This window comes from Paracoccus marcusii (genome assembly GCF_028621715.1).
GTDB classification, from domain to species: Bacteria; Pseudomonadota; Alphaproteobacteria; order Rhodobacterales; family Rhodobacteraceae; genus Paracoccus; species Paracoccus marcusii.
In genome coordinates this window covers 2,682,532-2,696,492 of the sequence record NZ_CP117466.1, presented here as the reverse complement: position 1 = coordinate 2,696,492, position 13,961 = coordinate 2,682,532, and the positions used below count along the sequence as shown (strand labels likewise).

Here is a 13,961-nt window from a genome sequence, read left to right as displayed (position 1 = left end):
GTCGCGCTTTCACCGCCCGCGAATTTCGGCATGATCGCCGGAAACGGGAGGATGACATGAACTTCGAGACCATTCAGTTCGCGACAGCCGACGGCGTCGCCACGCTGACGCTGAACCGCCCCGCGGTGATGAATGCGCTGAACACCCGCATGCGGGCCGAGATCACGCAGGTGCTGACGACGTTGGCGCCCGATGTGCGTGCCGTGGTGATGACCGGGGCAGGCCGGGGGTTCTGTTCCGGGCAGGACCTGACCGATGCGGGTGCCGCCGCCGATCTGGAGCGCACCCTGCGCGAGGAGTACGAACCGATGCTGGCCGCGGTGACTACCTGTCCCGTGCCGGTCATCGCCGCGGTGAACGGGGTGGCGGCCGGGGCCGGGGCGAACCTGGCGCTGGCCGCCGACGTGGTGATCGCCGCGGAAAGCGCCAGCTTCATCCAGGCCTTCACCCGGATCGGGCTGATCCCGGATGCGGGCGGGACCTGGATCATCCCGCGGGCGGTCGGCATGGCGCGCGCGATGGGGACGATGCTGTTCGCCGAACCCGTGTCCGCGCGGCAGGCGGCGGACTGGGGGATGATCTGGCAGGCGCTGCCTGACGCCGATTTCGCCGCAGGGGTCACGGCCCGGGCGCAGGCGCTGGCCAAGGGGCCGACCGGCGCGTTTCTGGCCATCAGGCAGGCACTGACGGCCTCGTTCGGGAACGACATGCAGGCGCAACTTGCGCTGGAGGCACGTCTGCAGGGGCAGGCCGGACGCAGTCACGATTTCGCCGAAGGGGTGACGGCGTTCCTGGAAAAGCGGCCGGCGGTCTTTACCGGCCGCTAGGCGATCTGGCGAAAGACCGGCACGGGCCCGCGATTATCAAAGAAGGGCACCGTGTCCGGCGCGGCCAGCGGCTGGTCATGCGGCAGGTCGCGGATCAGCGCCGTCAGTTCGGCCAGCACGACCTCGGTGATGAAGGGCAGATCCAGCGCGCTTGCCTGAGTCAGCGGCACCCAGTGCAGATGGGACAGCTCGTCGCAGGCGGCGCCAAAATCATCGGGGTCGCCGGCGATGTCGGCCGCATCCGCGACGAAAAAATGCGCATCGAACCGGCGGGGTCGCCCCGGTGGCGTGATGGCCCGGAACAAATAGATCAGCGGACCCGCATCAGGAGTCAGACCTGCCTTGACATGGCCGGGCCAGCCGCAGGGTGCGCCCCCCGGACGGCCGATCAGCAGGCCGGTTTCTTCGGCCAGTTCGCGCAGGGCCGCGGCAGCGATGGCGTCGGGGGACAGGCCATCCTCCTGCAGCAGGCGCGCGCGGCAGGTCGGGCCAAGGGGACGGGCCAAGGCAACCTGCGCGTCCTCGGGGTCGACGGCCCCGCCGGGAAAGACGAATTTCGACGGCATGAAGGCCGCGCCGGCGCCGCGCATGCCCATCAGGACCGACGCACCGTCCGCGTCGCGGCGCACGACCAGAACGGTTGCGGCATCGCGGATGGCGACGCTCATGCCCGGCCGAACCCGTGCATGCGCCGTGCCCACTGCAACCCGACCATGGCGCCCTTGATCACCGGCAGCATCGCCAGCGACAGCACAATCGCCCCAAGGCCAAAGGACAGGATCATCGTCATGGCACTGGGGCGCCACGCGATGAAGGATGCCAGCAACAATGGCGCACCCAGATGCGACACGATCAGGATGGTCAGGTAGGCCGGGCCGTCGTCGGCCCGCTGGTGGTGCAGATCCTCGTGGCAATGGGGACAGGCATCCGCCACCTTGAGGTAGCTGGAGAACATCCGCCCCTCTCCGCAGGCCGGGCAGCGGCCCCGTGCGCCGCGCAGCATGGCCTGGCCCGTCGGGCGTTCGGGGGTCAGCGATGGGGTGATCTTGGCAGCATCTGTCATGACGGGGTCCTCTGCGGGCTTGGACCAAACCTAGGCGCCGGGGCGGCACATTGAAAGTCCCTCCTATGCCGCACGTTCCGCACGCGAACAGACGACCTGGTTGCGCCCCGCAGCCTTGGCGGCCAGCAGCGCCCGGTCCGCGCGCTCAAGCGCCACGCGCGCCAGCTGATCCGGCCAGATGTCGTCCGCGGGCGCGACCATGGCCACCCCGACCGACGCCGTCACCCGGATCGCGCCGCCGCCGGACAGGCCCGGCAGGCGTACGGGCCGCGCCTGCACGGCCAGCCGCAGCGCCTCGGCAATGCGGGCCGCGCGTACCGGGGGACAGTTGCCCTGCACAGCCAGGAACTCCTCTCCGCCCATGCGGGCCGTCATGCCGTCCACGCCGATGGTATCGCGCAGACGCTGCGCGACCTCGGCCAGGACGGCATCGCCGGCGGTGTGACCATGGCAGTCATTCACCGCCTTGAAATGGTCCAGGTCGATGGCAAAGACCGCGAATCCCTGATGCGCCAGCATCGCGTCGCGCGCGATGTCGGCCAGCTTGGGAAGGGCATAGCGGCGGTTGTACAATCCGGTCAGCGGATCGGTCATCGCCCACAACATATGGCGCTGAACTTCGGCCCGACGCTGGTCGCTTTTGGATTTGCGCGACAGCAGCATCTGCAACGACACTGCCGCGGCCTCGGCCGTCGCAGCGGTGCACAGCGCGTCCGGCATCACGTCACCCGCCCCAAGATCCAGGGCGATGGCCGACAGCTCGGCCCGGTCAGGCCCGATGGCGATGACGAAGCCCGCATCCCGAGACCCCTGACGAGACCGCAGTTCGGACAGCAGGCGCAGCCCGTCACCACGCTCGCGGATATCGGCCGAGATCAAGTACAAGTCCGCCGTCCGCCCCGCGGATGCGGCGCCCAGCGCCTCGTCAGGATCGCGGATCTCGAACCTGCAGGGCATACGTTCGGACAGCATCTGCCGCCAGCGCCGCGCACGGGTCTGGCTGTCCGCGATGAGCACGATCAATGGACGATCGGCATGGACGAAACCGGCCGGTGCCTCGGCCATGCCCATCTGGCTGGCCTGCGGGGCATCCGACTGGCGCAGAATGTTTCGGATCCGCGCCATCAGCATCTGGTCGTCGACGTCGGGTTCAAGCGTCGCGGTTGCCCCCGCCTGCAGCGCGGCCAGCCGCTGTTCGGGCCGGACCAGCATCAGCACCGGGATATCCGCCAGCCGCGGATCGCGCGACAGCCGCCCGCAGATGTCGATGGCCGATCCCTCGGGGAAGTTTCCCAGGATGATCAGGTCAGGCAGGGCCGCGTCCAGTTCCTGCATCAGCTGCGCGGCCGAGGCGACCGCGGCCACGTCATAGCGCACGGCGGACAGCCGGACCTTCAACGTGATCCGCGCCGTCGCTATGCCATCTGCAACCATGATACGTGCCGTCATCGATCTATCCAGAAATCCGACATCTTCATTTCAATTTCACCTAAAATGCTTAACAAAGAGTTTCTGGTGCAGGCCAGCTCACGAAATTGCGATACGGATGGAAAAATGGCGTATTCGGCCCAGCAGGCCGCCGATCTGGCGACGCAGACGCTGATCCTGTTGGCCGATCGGCCGCAGGATCTGGCGCAGTTCATGGAGGCCGCCGGCCTGCAGCCCGCCGATATCCGCAATTTCGCCAGCCGTCCCGACATCGCCCTGTTCCTGCTTGATTTCCTAGTTGAGGACGATGACCGCCTGTGCAGCTTTGCCGACAGCCTTGGCGTGCGTCCGGGCGACATCATGACGGCTCGCACGGCCCTGTCGGGGCCGGGCAGCTATGGCTGGGAGGCCGACTAGACCTTTTTCCATCGGCGCTTTCCGATTTGTTTACGCCCTGCCGCTAGTTTCGGTTCGAATCGAGGTGGGCATGAAAAGTCTGATCAATCGCGCGATCGAAGAATTCCTCCGCGCCACGTATGGTGAAGACCTGGTCCAGTCCGTCGCCGACGAGGAGGCCGTGGCCGTCGGTCGACTGGCGCCGCTTGGTGCCGGGTTCGGGACGGGTGCGCTGGAACGCGCCGCGTTCCGCCTGTCGAAACCGCTGCCCGAGATGTTCGAGGATCTGGGCGGATGGATGACGCGCATCGAGCCTGTGCGGCGCCTGCTGCGGTTTTCGGGCCGCGACTTCAAGGATTTCCTGCTGCGTCTTGAGGAGCTGCCCGGTCGCGCGCATCTGGTCCTGCCCGACCTGGAGGTTCCGCGCCTGCAGGTCGAGGCGGAGGATCAGTCCGTCTGGCTGGTTATGCTGGAACCCGACCCGGTGTGGCAGCATCTTCTGGTCGGGCTGATCCGCGGTATGGCTGACGATTACGGCGCGCTGTGCCTCATCTCGGTCGAGGGGCTGTCCATCCGTATCGACATCTGGGACGAACAGTTCTTCGAGGGCCGCATCTTCAGCCTGCAGGGCGCGCAGCTGAGCGGCGCGGTGTCGTCGTGACGGGCCCGACCATGTCCGCCCAGGCGCTTGGGCAGCTGCTGCCCATGCACTTGTGGCTGTCGGCCTGCGGCAAGGTCCTGTCCGTCGGGCCGACGCTGTCCAAGCTGATCCCCGACCTGGCAGACGGGCTGGCGGACCGGTTGGTCAGCGGGCGCGCGGGGCAGGGGCCCTGTCCGCTGCAGGCGATCCGCACCGCAGTCGAACACCGCCGCCGCCTGTTCCTGCGCGTGGTCCAGTCGCGCGACCTGGTCCTGCGCGGCCATGGCGTTCAGGTCGATGATGGGACGCTGCTGGTCAATCTGGGTTTCGGCATTGGCCTTCATCGTGCGATTCGTGCTGCGGGGCTGACGGATGACGATTTTGCGCCCTCAGAACTGGCAATGGAACTGCTGTTCCTGCACGAGGCCAACCGCGGCGTCCTGACCGAACTATCGCGCTTTAATACCCAGTTGGCGCAATCGCGCGAACTGGCCCTGCTGCAGGCGCAGACCGATCCGCTCACCGGCCTGCAGAATCGCCGCGGGCTGGAGATCGCGCTGTCCCTGTCGCTGCGCACGGCCGATTTCGCGGACGAGGTCGCGCATCCCTTTGCTATCGCGCATCTGGATCTGGACCATTTCAAGCAGGTCAACGACCAGCTGGGGCACCAGGCGGGGGACGACCTGTTGCGGGCGGTCGGTGCGGTCCTGCGCAGCCATATCCGCAAGGCCGACACGGCGGCGCGGATAGGGGGTGACGAATTCGTCCTGATCCTGCGGGGCATGACATCGCGGGCCGCCCTGCAGCAGCTTGCCGACCGGATCATCGTGGCGATCCGGGCGCTGTCGCCGCCGGAACTGACCGATCTGCAGGTTTCGGCCAGCCTGGGCATCCTGGTCTGGCATCCCGGCGGTCCGGACCAGCCGGAGCAGGTACTGGCGATGGCGGACAAGGCCCTCTACCTATCCAAGGGGGCGGGGCGCGGGCGAGCGACAATCATCTAGGATCAACCGGCATCCCGTCGCCTGTTTCCTGTGCATTCCCGAAATTTTTCGTGCGCTAACAAGACTTGTGTCGCCCTGCCGACAGTTCCGCAATGAACTGTCCAATAAACCGGTGATGCGGGTCGAGAGTGTGGTACCTCGTGGACTGTAACCAGTGATGGCACACTTGATCCGCCACCGCCGTGTGCGTGGACCTTGGTTGACCATACGAAAACCTCTGTTCCTGCGCGGTCATGTCGATATACTTGGTCCTGCATCGATAATCGGGCAGGGGACATGCAGGCAGTTACCCCACGGACGACTTCGGCCAAGGGCAGGGCACCTGTCCAGATCCCCGACCTGCTGTCGATCCTGACGCGCCTGAAGCCTGCGCTGATCGCCGATCTGGACAAGCCTCAGCTGGCGGCCCTGGTGGCTGAAGCTGCCCTCGTTCATATCCGTCGCCCCAGGGACATCCTGCGCCAAGGCGAGCCTGCCGACTGGATCTATCTGATCATCAAGGGCCGGATCGAGGTCAACTATCTGGACATCAACGGAAATCGCGTGATGGCCCATCTTGCCGTTCCCGGCGAGGTGCTGGGAGAGGTCGAGCAGTTTTCCGGCCGGACCTGCGCGGCAAGCTGCACCACGCTGCCGGACACGACGGTGATGCTGCTGGATGCGGCAATGATCCTGCGACACGTTCCGGCCGACCTGCTGATGCGCAACTTTGCCAAGATCTTTCACGACCGCCTGACGCGGGACAACCGCCAGCACTCGGTCGCGATGTTCTATGCCGCCGAAGATCGCATCCGGATCAACCTGTTGACCATGACCAGCGCCGAATCTCCGCGGATCCAGCTGAGCCAGACCGATCTGGCGGCGATCGCCGGATGCTCGCGCCAGACCGTCAACAAGACGCTGTCGCAACTGCGCGCCGAAGGCATCGTCGAGATGGGGCGCGGAGAGATCCGGGTCCTGGACCGCGCCCGGCTGAAGTCCGCACGACCCGGCTGCGACCAGGTCCTGCCCGACGAGGGGTTCGCCCGCATCCCCGATGCCGCCATGCCCATCGTGGTCATGCCGAAAGCGTGACCGGCAATCGGCCGCAAGGGGCTGAGAATGCGGGCAATCTGCGGTTATCTGGGGCCAGTCCCTCAGCGCCACCCGGAGACCGCATGGCCCACGACCCCAACGCCGCCCCCGTCCCAGACCGCAGCCATGACCGCGTCGGCGACCGCTATGCCCGAGAGTTGGAGCGGCACCTGGACTGGCTGGACAGTTTCACCTCGACCGCGCTTGGGGTGCTGTCGGCCGCATCGGGCATCTATACCTATCTTGGGGTGCGGACGCTGCTGGACGATCCGGGCCTGTGGACGACCTTTGCGGCGCTGGCCTATTCCATCGCGGTGTCGGTGGGCATCTTCGTCTTCTGGTCCTACATGCTGCGGCTGTTGCCGGCGGTCCGCTCGGCCGCATCGCGGGTTGGCCTGCTGCTGACGATGGCGCTTGGTTCGGTGGCGATCGTCGCGATGTCGTCCTGGCTGAACGCCGCCGCACTGGCAGGGACGGCCGCGGTCGAGACGCACATGGCGGCCACCGTGCAGACCTATCAGACCTCGCTGGAACGCGCGCATGCAAACGCGGTGGCGGGGCAGGCGCTGTCGCGCGACGTGGCCCGGGTGCGGCAAAGCTTTGCGGACCTGTCCGAGCAGGAGGCGGGCGGCACCCTGTCCGGCTTTTCCGGTCGCGGCGCGGTCTTTCGGGTACTGACCCAGAAGGGCGCCGAACTGCAGGCGCTGGAGGACCAGTTGCTGGCCGCCGAAGCCCCCATCGAGGAAACCTTTGCGCAGGGGAACACCATCCTGTCCCGGATGCGCGGCACCTCGGTCGAGCCGGGACCGCTGGAGGATCGCACGGTCCGCTTTTCCGAAGACGCCGTCCAGCTGGCCGGTCTGATCACGCAGCTGCGCCAGTTGAACCCGGCGCCGCTGGTCGGACGCGCCGCGCAGGACTTGGCCGATGCGGTCGTGCTGCCCGAACTGGACGGCAGCACCGAGGCCACGCGCGCGGGCCAGTCCAGCACCATCACCTCTGTCCTGTCGCTGGTCGAACAGCGCGCCACCACCCTGGCGCAGGCCGCGACAGAGGTGATGTCCCTGCCGCAGGTGGACGAGGCCCTCTATACGCCCATGTCGGCCGCGGACGCGGTCATCGCCTATGCCGGCAACTTCGTTCCCGCATGGGCAGGCGCCATCGCCATCGACCTGCTGCCCGCGGTGCTGGTCTTCATCATCATGGTCGTGCAGGCCGCGATCCGATCCGGCCGCGGAGAGGGGCACAGCGACGAACGCATGACAGTCGGAGAGCTGCGTGCGGCGCTTGCGGCCTCTGACCTGCTGCGTCAGATCGATGCCGCACCGCCGCCCGCCGCCGACACTCCGCGGCGCGAGGGCTAGCCGATGGGGCTGTTCTCCTCCCCGCACAAGGTGGTGCGGGCCGTGTTGGTGTCGCAGGTGCTGTTGGCGGGCGCCATCGTCGGCCTGGACCTGATGCGCGCACCGGGATCGGCCGCGCCGGGGTTGTACGCCCCGCCCGCACAGGGGCCAAGCGTGCGCCCCTATCGCCCCGACCTGCGCCCGTCGGACCCGTCGCAGCCGGGCGGTCCCGCCATGCGCGCCATGCCCGAGGCGCTGGAATTCGATCAGGCCGATGACGCGATCACCATCGCGGGCCAGATCGCGCCGGGCGATGCGGACCGCTTTGCCGCCTGGCTGGACCGGACACGCCCGACGGCGACGCAGGTGACGTTGGACAGTTCGGGCGGATCGGTGTCCGACGCGCTAGCCATCGGGCGCACGATCCGCGCGGCGGGCTATGCGACCCGCGTGGGCGACGGGGCGGTCTGCCTGTCGGCCTGCCCCTATATCCTGGCGGGCGGCGCCACGCGGCAGGTGGCCGCGGGCGGCGTGGTGGGGGTCCACCAGCATTATTTCGGCCAGAACACGATCCTGCCCGCCTTCATGGCAGTCAGCGACCTGCAGCGCGCGCAGGCGGGGGTGATGGATTACCTGGTGCAGATGGGGGTCGATCTGCGGCTGATGACCTATGCCCTGCGCACCCCGCCGGCCGAGATCAACGTGCTGGAACCGGAGCTGATGGCGGAACTGGGCCTGACCACGCCGGCCGAAGGCTGAACGATCGATCGGTGGTGGTGCGGGTAGAGGGACTTGAACCCCCACGCCTTGCGGCGCCAGAACCTAAATCTGGTGCGTCTGCCAATTTCGCCATACCCGCGCTGTCCGCGATCTAGCAAATGGCTGCGGGCAGTGCGAGGGGAAAAATCACCCGCCCCATTCGGCAATGACGGGGGCCAGCCCGTCGATCAGATCGTCCGCGATCAGCCCCGGCCCATGCCGGCGTGCGACCGCCCCGTGCAGGCGTACTCCAAGGCAGGCTGCATCGAATGCCGGCAGGCCTCGCGCCAGCAGGCCGGTGATGATCCCCGCCAGAACATCCCCCGATCCGGCGGTGGCAAGCCAGGGAATTTGCGGGTCCGAATGGATCGCCACCTGTCCTTGCGGGTCGGCGATGACCGTGTCCGGCCCCTTAAACACGATCACCGCGCCGATGCGCCGCGCCGCCTCGCGCAGGATCGCGGGTTTGGGGCGGGAGGGTGCGTCGGTGGACAGCTGGTCGGCAAGATCGGGGAACAGCCGGGCGAATTCGCCGCCATGCGGGGTCAGCACGCAATCCGGTGGCAGGGCGCCCGGTGCCTTGGCCAACGCGGTCAGCGCATCCGCGTCCAGGACCGCCGGCCGCGCCGCAGCCCGCACGGCCTCCAGCAGCGCCGCTGCTCGCGTGACGCCGCAGCCCGGACCGATGCACAACGCCATCCCGCGGCGGTCGGACGCCAGCTTTGCCAGGGCATCCGCATCGTCGACCGTGCGCCGCATCAGCGCGTCGGGGGGAAGGGCGTGTTCGGCCATCGCCGCCGCAGGGGGCGCCAGCGTCACCAGTCCCGCGCCGACGCGCAGCGCGGCGCGTGCCGCCAGCCGCGCCGCGCCGCCCGACACCGCGCCCCCCGCCACGATCAGCGCCGCGCCATGCGCGTATTTGTGCCCGCCCTCGGATTGCTGCTTGCGCAGCCAGGGCCCTTCGCCGCCCGGCCCCTGCGGGCGGCGCCGGTCGGCCAGATCGAAGCGCGGCCAGAGCGCGGTCATCAGCGCCGGGCGCAGGCCGCGCCCGCCCTGGACGCGGAACGGCTCCAACCCGATATCGGCCACGACCAGCTGCCCGCAGGTCAGCGGGCCATGCTCCAGCAGGTGGCCGGGCTTGGGGCTGTCGAAGGTCACGGTCATCGCGACGCGCAGCGCGTGCCAGGGCGGGGCCGCGCGCCCCGAGCCCAGAATCACGCCGCTGTCCAGGCACAGACCGCTTGGCGCATCCACCGCGACAAGGCGCGGGCGATAGAAGGCCGCGTCGCCGCCCTCGCCGCCCAGATGGCGCAGCAGGGCCGCGACCTCGCCCTCGGGCGGGCGGGTCAGGCCGGTGCCGAAGATCGCGTCGACATAGACATCGGCATCGGGCAGGGCGCAGAGCGCCGCGCGGGTCAGCGGCAGGACCGGCCCGGGCCATTGCGCCCGCGCCGCCGCCGCGTCGGAGCCCGGTCGCGGGGCCGCGCCCAGCACATCGACCCGCCAACCCGCCTGCGCCAGCGCGCGCGCCACGACAAAGCCGTCGCCGCCATTCGCGCCCGGCCCGCACAGGACGACCGCCCGCCCCGGACTCGGCCAGCGCAGGCGGATCTGGCCCGCGACGGCGCGTCCCGCGCGGGTCATCAGGTTCAGCCCGGACGTCACGCCGCTGCCTATCGCCGCGGATTCGATGGCGCGCATTTGAGCGACGGTGACGATTTCACTGCCTTCCATCATGGTCAATGATTAATCCTTGGGCTGAATGGTGAAATATTAGGCATACGAGCCGGACAAACGGCTTGGGGGCTTCCAAGATCATGCTGCTGCATTTACGCGGTTCATCAAACGCGCCAATCAGTCTTCAGGCAAGCCGCGAGGAAGGGTCTATTGCGATGAAGAAGATCGAGGCGATCATCAAGCCGTTCAAGCTGGACGATGTCAAAGAGGCGCTGCAGGAAGTCGGCGTGCAGGGTCTTTCCGTGACCGAGGTCAAGGGTTTCGGTCGTCAGAAGGGCCATACCGAACTGTATCGCGGCGCTGAATATGTCGTCGACTTCCTGCCCAAGGTGAAGATCGAGATGGTGCTGCCCGACGATCAGGTCGATGCCGCCATCGAGGCGATCGTCGCTGCCGCGCGCACCGAGAAGATCGGCGACGGCAAGATCTTCGTCTTGCCCGTCGAACAGGCGATCCGCATCCGGACCGGAGAGACGGGCGACGACGCCGTCTGATCGACCGAAGTTACACAGGCCTTCGCGCCCGGCAGGCCCAGGCCGCCGGGCCGCATCTACGAAGAAAGGGAAGAGATGCAAATCAAGGATGTCTTGAAGCTGATCGAGGACGAGGATGTCGCCTATGTCGACGTTCGCTTCACCGACCCCAAGGGCAAGCTGCAGCACGTGACGCTGGACCGCGACCTGGTCGACGAGGACTTCTTCGAGGAAGGCTTCATGTTCGACGGCAGCTCGATCGCGGGCTGGAAGTCGATCGACCAGTCGGACATGAAGCTGATCCTGGACCCCGCCTCGGTCTATATCGATCCGTTCTATGCCGAAAAGACGCTGTGCGTGCATTGCAACGTGGTCGAGCCCGACACGAACGAGCCCTATTCGCGCGACCCGCGCGGCACCGCCGCCAAGGCCGAGGCCTATCTGAAGGCGTCGGGCATCGGTGATGCGGCCTATTTCGGACCCGAGGCCGAATTCTTCATCTTCGACGACGTGCGCTATTCGGTGACGCCGCAGAAGGTGTCGTTCCAGATCGACGCGGCCGACGCCGCCTGGAACACCGACACCGAATACGAGATGGGCAACACCGGTCACCGCGCGGCCCACAAGGGCGGCTATTTCCCGGTCAACCCCGTCGACACCGCCCAGGATATCCGCGGCGAGATGCTGTCCACCATGAAGCGCATGGGCATGCGCGTCGACAAGCACCACCACGAGGTCGCGACCTGCCAGCACGAGCTGGGTCTGATCTTCGGTGGTCTGGTCGAGCAGGCCGACAACATCCAGAAATACAAGTATGTCATCCACAACGTGGCCCATGCCTATGGCAAGTCGGTCACATTCATGCCCAAGCCCATGAAGGGCGACAACGGGTCGGGGATGCACGTCAACATGTCGATCTGGAAGGACGGCAAGCCGCTGTTCTCGGGTGACAAATATGCGGACCTGTCGCAGGAGGCGCTGTACTTCATCGGCGGCATCCTGAAGCATGCCAAGGCGCTGAACGCGCTGACCAACCCGTCGACCAACAGCTACAAGCGCCTGATCCCGGGCTTCGAGGCCCCCGTGCTGCGCGCGTTCTCGGCCCGCAACCGCTCGGGCTGCGTCCGGATCCCGTGGACGGAGAGCCCCAAGGCCAAGCGCGTCGAAGCGCGTTTCCCCGACCCCTCGGCCAACCCGTACCTGTGCTTTGCGGCGCTGCTGATGGCGGGCCTGGACGGCATCAAGAACAAGATCGATCCGGGCCCGGCCTCGGACAAGGATCTCTACGATCTGCCGCCCGAAGAGCTGGCCGAAATCCCGACCGTCTGCGGATCCTTGCGCGAGGCGCTGGAGGAACTGGAGAAGGACATGGACTTCCTGCTGCAGGGCGACGTGTTCACCCGCGACCAGCTGGAAGGCTATATCGCGCTGAAGTGGGAAGAGGTCTATGCCTACGAGCATACCCCCCATCCCATCGAATACGCGATGTATTACAGCTGCTGATCCCGTCCGCGGATCAGATCGGGGGGCGGTCCTGCGGGGCCGCCCCTTTCTCATGCGATCACGACGACCACACGGGACAACACGGTTTGGTGACAGGGTGTCACGAAAGTCGGTTTCCGGCGTGTCTGTAAGCATGGATCGACACGGTCCACCCACATGACACCCAGGAGAGACATGATGAAACGTCTTGTTGCCGCCGCCACCACCGCCGCCCTGATGGCGCTGTCCGCACTGCCCGCCGCCGCCGGCCTGGCGGGCATGAGCGAACGCCCCGATTTCGCGCCCGCGCCCATGGCGCAGGTCAAGGTCGAACGTCGCGCAGGTGATCTGTTCACCGCCCGCGAACTGGGCCAGCGCAACCTGATGGCCGACGATGTCGTGTCCGTCACGCTGCTGCCGTCGGCCGGTGACGCGGCCATGCGGTCCAGCCGCGACGACAGCTGATCGTCGTCAGCGTTGCAAAAAGGGGGCGGTCCGATGGGCCGCCCCCTTTGTCATGCGTGACGCCGGATCATTCCGCGGCGATGTCGGAGGCGGTGGGATAGTCGGTGTATCCCTCGGCGCCGCCTGCATAGAATGTGGCCGGGTCCTGGTCGTTCAGCGGCAGGCCGCGACGGAACCGTTCGGGCAGGTCCGGCGTCGCGATGAAATCGCGCCCGAAGGCCACGGCATCGGCGCGACCCTCGGCCAGCAGGGCCTCGGCGCTTTCGCGGGTCAGGCCCTCGTTCGCGATGACCGGGCCGCCGAAGGCGTCGCGGATGGCGTCCAGCAGGCTGTCCTCGGCCACGCGTTCGCGCAGGCACAGGAAGGCCACGCCGCGCGCGCGCATGTCGCGGGCGACCTGCGTGAACAGCGCGCGGGCATCGCTGTCGCCCATGTCATGGCTGTCGCCGCGGGGCGCCAGGTGGGCACCGACCCGGTCGCCGCCCCAGACGCCGACCACCGCATCGGTGATCTCGTTCAGGAAGCGGACGCGGTTCTGGATGTCGCCGCCATACTGGTCGGTGCGGGTGTTGCTGCGGTCCTGCAGGAACTGGTCGATCAGATAGCCGTTCGCGGCGTGGATCTCGACCCCGTCAAAGCCCGCGTGGCGCGCGTTCTCGGCCGCCTGACGATAGGCCTCGACGATGCCGGGGATCTCCTCGGTGGTCAGGGCGCGGGGCGTGACATAGGCACGCTTGGGACGCAGCAGGCTGACATGCCCGTCCGGCTGGATCGACGACGGCGCCACCGGCAGCTGCCCGCCCAGCAGCTGCGGGTCGGAAATGCGGCCCACATGCCACAGCTGCAGGTAGATCAGGCCGTCGCGTTCGTGCACGGCCTGGGTCACCTTCGACCAGCCGGCGATCTGGTCGTCGTTCCAGATGCCGGGCGTCGCCTCGTATCCCACGCCCATCGGCATGATGCTGGTCGCTTCGGACAGGATCAGACCGGCGCCGGCGCGCTGGCGATAGTATTCGACCATCAGGTCGTTGGGCACGCGTGCATCGCCCGCCCGCGACCGGGTCAGCGGGGCCATCACGATCCGGTTGCGCAGCGTCACCGCCCCCAGGGTCACGGGTTCGAACATCGAGGACATGCGGGTCCTCCTTTCTTGATCTTGCTTGTGGGGCCGTCCGGCCCGGAATGTCAGTGCGGGGCGCCCTGCGCCCCACGGGCCTTCAGCTGTGCGTGACGCGACCCGATTTCAAGGCCGCCTGCCGCGTCGTCACAT

15 protein-coding genes and 1 tRNA gene are annotated in these 13,961 nt (G+C 67.5%); 10 read left to right on the top strand and 6 right to left on the bottom strand.

All coding sequences use genetic code 11. The features are described from left to right. The first annotated feature begins 56 nt into the window (after window positions 1-56). Complete coding sequence (locus PRL19_RS13345; protein ID WP_273743252.1) at window positions 57-827, top strand: enoyl-CoA hydratase-related protein; 771 nt, start codon at window positions 57-59, stop codon at window positions 825-827. Here PRL19_RS13345 and PRL19_RS13340 read toward each other — a convergent pair. The 3 genes from PRL19_RS13340 to PRL19_RS13330 all read right to left on the bottom strand — a co-directional run bounded on the left by PRL19_RS13340 (window position 824) and on the right by PRL19_RS13330 (window position 3,339). After that, the gene (locus PRL19_RS13340) at window positions 824-1,495 is read right to left on the bottom strand and encodes an NUDIX hydrolase (RefSeq protein WP_273743251.1); all 672 of its coding nucleotides are present in this window, start codon (window positions 1,493-1,495) and stop codon (window positions 824-826) included. The genes PRL19_RS13345 and PRL19_RS13340 overlap by 4 nt on opposite strands. Beyond that, on the bottom strand, window positions 1,492-1,890 hold the full coding sequence (locus PRL19_RS13335) for a DUF983 domain-containing protein (RefSeq protein ID WP_045984140.1): 399 nt from the start codon (window positions 1,888-1,890) through the stop codon (window positions 1,492-1,494). Before PRL19_RS13335 ends, PRL19_RS13340 begins: the two co-directional genes overlap by 4 nt. A 63-nt stretch (window positions 1,891-1,953) precedes the next feature. After that, window positions 1,954-3,339, bottom strand: coding sequence for a diguanylate cyclase (locus tag PRL19_RS13330; RefSeq protein ID WP_273743250.1), 1,386 nt, complete (start codon window positions 3,337-3,339; stop codon window positions 1,954-1,956). 105 nt (window positions 3,340-3,444) lie between these two features. Between PRL19_RS13330 and PRL19_RS13325 the strand changes: the two genes are divergently transcribed. From PRL19_RS13325 to PRL19_RS13300, 6 genes are all read left to right on the top strand, one after another. Continuing rightward, on the top strand, window positions 3,445-3,735 hold the full coding sequence (locus PRL19_RS13325) for a DUF3572 family protein (RefSeq protein WP_045999135.1): 291 nt from the start codon (window positions 3,445-3,447) through the stop codon (window positions 3,733-3,735). A gap of 70 nt (window positions 3,736-3,805) precedes the next feature. After that, window positions 3,806-4,375, top strand: coding sequence for a hypothetical protein (locus tag PRL19_RS13320; RefSeq protein ID WP_052715087.1), 570 nt, complete (start codon window positions 3,806-3,808; stop codon window positions 4,373-4,375). Window positions 4,376-4,386: 11 nt separating this feature from the next. Continuing rightward, window positions 4,387-5,358, top strand: a complete 972-nt coding sequence (locus PRL19_RS13315; RefSeq protein WP_045999621.1) for a GGDEF domain-containing protein — start codon at window positions 4,387-4,389, stop codon at window positions 5,356-5,358. Between the two features lie 276 nt (window positions 5,359-5,634). Further along, a complete protein-coding gene (locus PRL19_RS13310) occupies window positions 5,635-6,432 on the top strand; it encodes a Crp/Fnr family transcriptional regulator (protein WP_273743249.1) in 798 nt (265 codons plus the stop codon). Window positions 6,433-6,515: 83 nt separating this feature from the next. Next, window positions 6,516-7,796: a hypothetical protein gene (locus PRL19_RS13305; protein WP_148912237.1), complete on the top strand. Its 1,281-nt coding sequence runs from the start codon at window positions 6,516-6,518 to the stop codon at window positions 7,794-7,796. A gap of 3 nt (window positions 7,797-7,799) precedes the next feature. Continuing rightward, window positions 7,800-8,534, top strand: a complete 735-nt coding sequence (locus PRL19_RS13300; protein WP_139599046.1) for a COG3904 family protein — start codon at window positions 7,800-7,802, stop codon at window positions 8,532-8,534. Window positions 8,535-8,549: 15 nt separating this feature from the next. Here the strand turns inward: PRL19_RS13300 and PRL19_RS13295 are convergent. Beyond that, window positions 8,550-8,634, bottom strand: a tRNA-Leu gene (locus tag PRL19_RS13295). Between the two features lie 47 nt (window positions 8,635-8,681). Then, the gene (locus tag PRL19_RS13290; protein ID WP_273744512.1) at window positions 8,682-10,271 is read right to left on the bottom strand and encodes an NAD(P)H-hydrate dehydratase; all 1,590 of its coding nucleotides are present in this window, start codon (window positions 10,269-10,271) and stop codon (window positions 8,682-8,684) included. A 155-nt stretch (window positions 10,272-10,426) separates the two neighbouring features. On the opposite strand from PRL19_RS13290, the gene PRL19_RS13285 reads away from it, so the two are divergent. From PRL19_RS13285 to PRL19_RS13275, 3 genes are all read left to right on the top strand, one after another. After that, the gene (locus PRL19_RS13285) at window positions 10,427-10,765 is read left to right on the top strand and encodes a P-II family nitrogen regulator (protein WP_042248864.1); all 339 of its coding nucleotides are present in this window, start codon (window positions 10,427-10,429) and stop codon (window positions 10,763-10,765) included. Window positions 10,766-10,840: 75 nt separating this feature from the next. Then, window positions 10,841-12,247: a type I glutamate--ammonia ligase gene (gene glnA, locus PRL19_RS13280; RefSeq protein WP_045983010.1), complete on the top strand. Its 1,407-nt coding sequence runs from the start codon at window positions 10,841-10,843 to the stop codon at window positions 12,245-12,247. Window positions 12,248-12,421: 174 nt separating this feature from the next. Beyond that, window positions 12,422-12,691: a hypothetical protein gene (locus PRL19_RS13275; RefSeq protein ID WP_045999139.1), complete on the top strand. Its 270-nt coding sequence runs from the start codon at window positions 12,422-12,424 to the stop codon at window positions 12,689-12,691. 67 nt (window positions 12,692-12,758) lie between these two features. On the opposite strand, the gene PRL19_RS13270 is transcribed toward PRL19_RS13275, so the two are convergent. Then, a complete protein-coding gene (locus PRL19_RS13270) occupies window positions 12,759-13,826 on the bottom strand; it encodes an alkene reductase (protein WP_273743248.1) in 1,068 nt (355 codons plus the stop codon). Window positions 13,827-13,961: the final 135 nt, after the last annotated feature.

Coding starts and splice junctions, on each gene's coding strand:
- PRL19_RS13345 (WP_273743252.1), top strand. CDS start 57: ATGAACTTCGAGACCATTCAGTTCGCGACAGCCGACGGCGTCGCCACG.
- PRL19_RS13340 (WP_273743251.1), bottom strand. CDS start 1,495: ATGAGCGTCGCCATCCGCGATGCCGCAACCGTTCTGGTCGTGCGCCGC.
- PRL19_RS13335 (WP_045984140.1), bottom strand. CDS start 1,890: ATGACAGATGCTGCCAAGATCACCCCATCGCTGACCCCCGAACGCCCG.
- PRL19_RS13330 (WP_273743250.1), bottom strand. CDS start 3,339: ATGACGGCACGTATCATGGTTGCAGATGGCATAGCGACGGCGCGGATC.
- PRL19_RS13325 (WP_045999135.1), top strand. CDS start 3,445: ATGGCGTATTCGGCCCAGCAGGCCGCCGATCTGGCGACGCAGACGCTG.
- PRL19_RS13320 (WP_052715087.1), top strand. CDS start 3,806: ATGAAAAGTCTGATCAATCGCGCGATCGAAGAATTCCTCCGCGCCACG.
- PRL19_RS13315 (WP_045999621.1), top strand. CDS start 4,387: ATGTCCGCCCAGGCGCTTGGGCAGCTGCTGCCCATGCACTTGTGGCTG.
- PRL19_RS13310 (WP_273743249.1), top strand. CDS start 5,635: ATGCAGGCAGTTACCCCACGGACGACTTCGGCCAAGGGCAGGGCACCT.
- PRL19_RS13305 (WP_148912237.1), top strand. CDS start 6,516: ATGGCCCACGACCCCAACGCCGCCCCCGTCCCAGACCGCAGCCATGAC.
- PRL19_RS13300 (WP_139599046.1), top strand. CDS start 7,800: ATGGGGCTGTTCTCCTCCCCGCACAAGGTGGTGCGGGCCGTGTTGGTG.
- PRL19_RS13290 (WP_273744512.1), bottom strand. CDS start 10,271: ATGATGGAAGGCAGTGAAATCGTCACCGTCGCTCAAATGCGCGCCATC.
- PRL19_RS13285 (WP_042248864.1), top strand. CDS start 10,427: ATGAAGAAGATCGAGGCGATCATCAAGCCGTTCAAGCTGGACGATGTC.
- glnA (WP_045983010.1), top strand. CDS start 10,841: ATGCAAATCAAGGATGTCTTGAAGCTGATCGAGGACGAGGATGTCGCC.
- PRL19_RS13275 (WP_045999139.1), top strand. CDS start 12,422: ATGATGAAACGTCTTGTTGCCGCCGCCACCACCGCCGCCCTGATGGCG.
- PRL19_RS13270 (WP_273743248.1), bottom strand. CDS start 13,826: ATGTCCTCGATGTTCGAACCCGTGACCCTGGGGGCGGTGACGCTGCGC.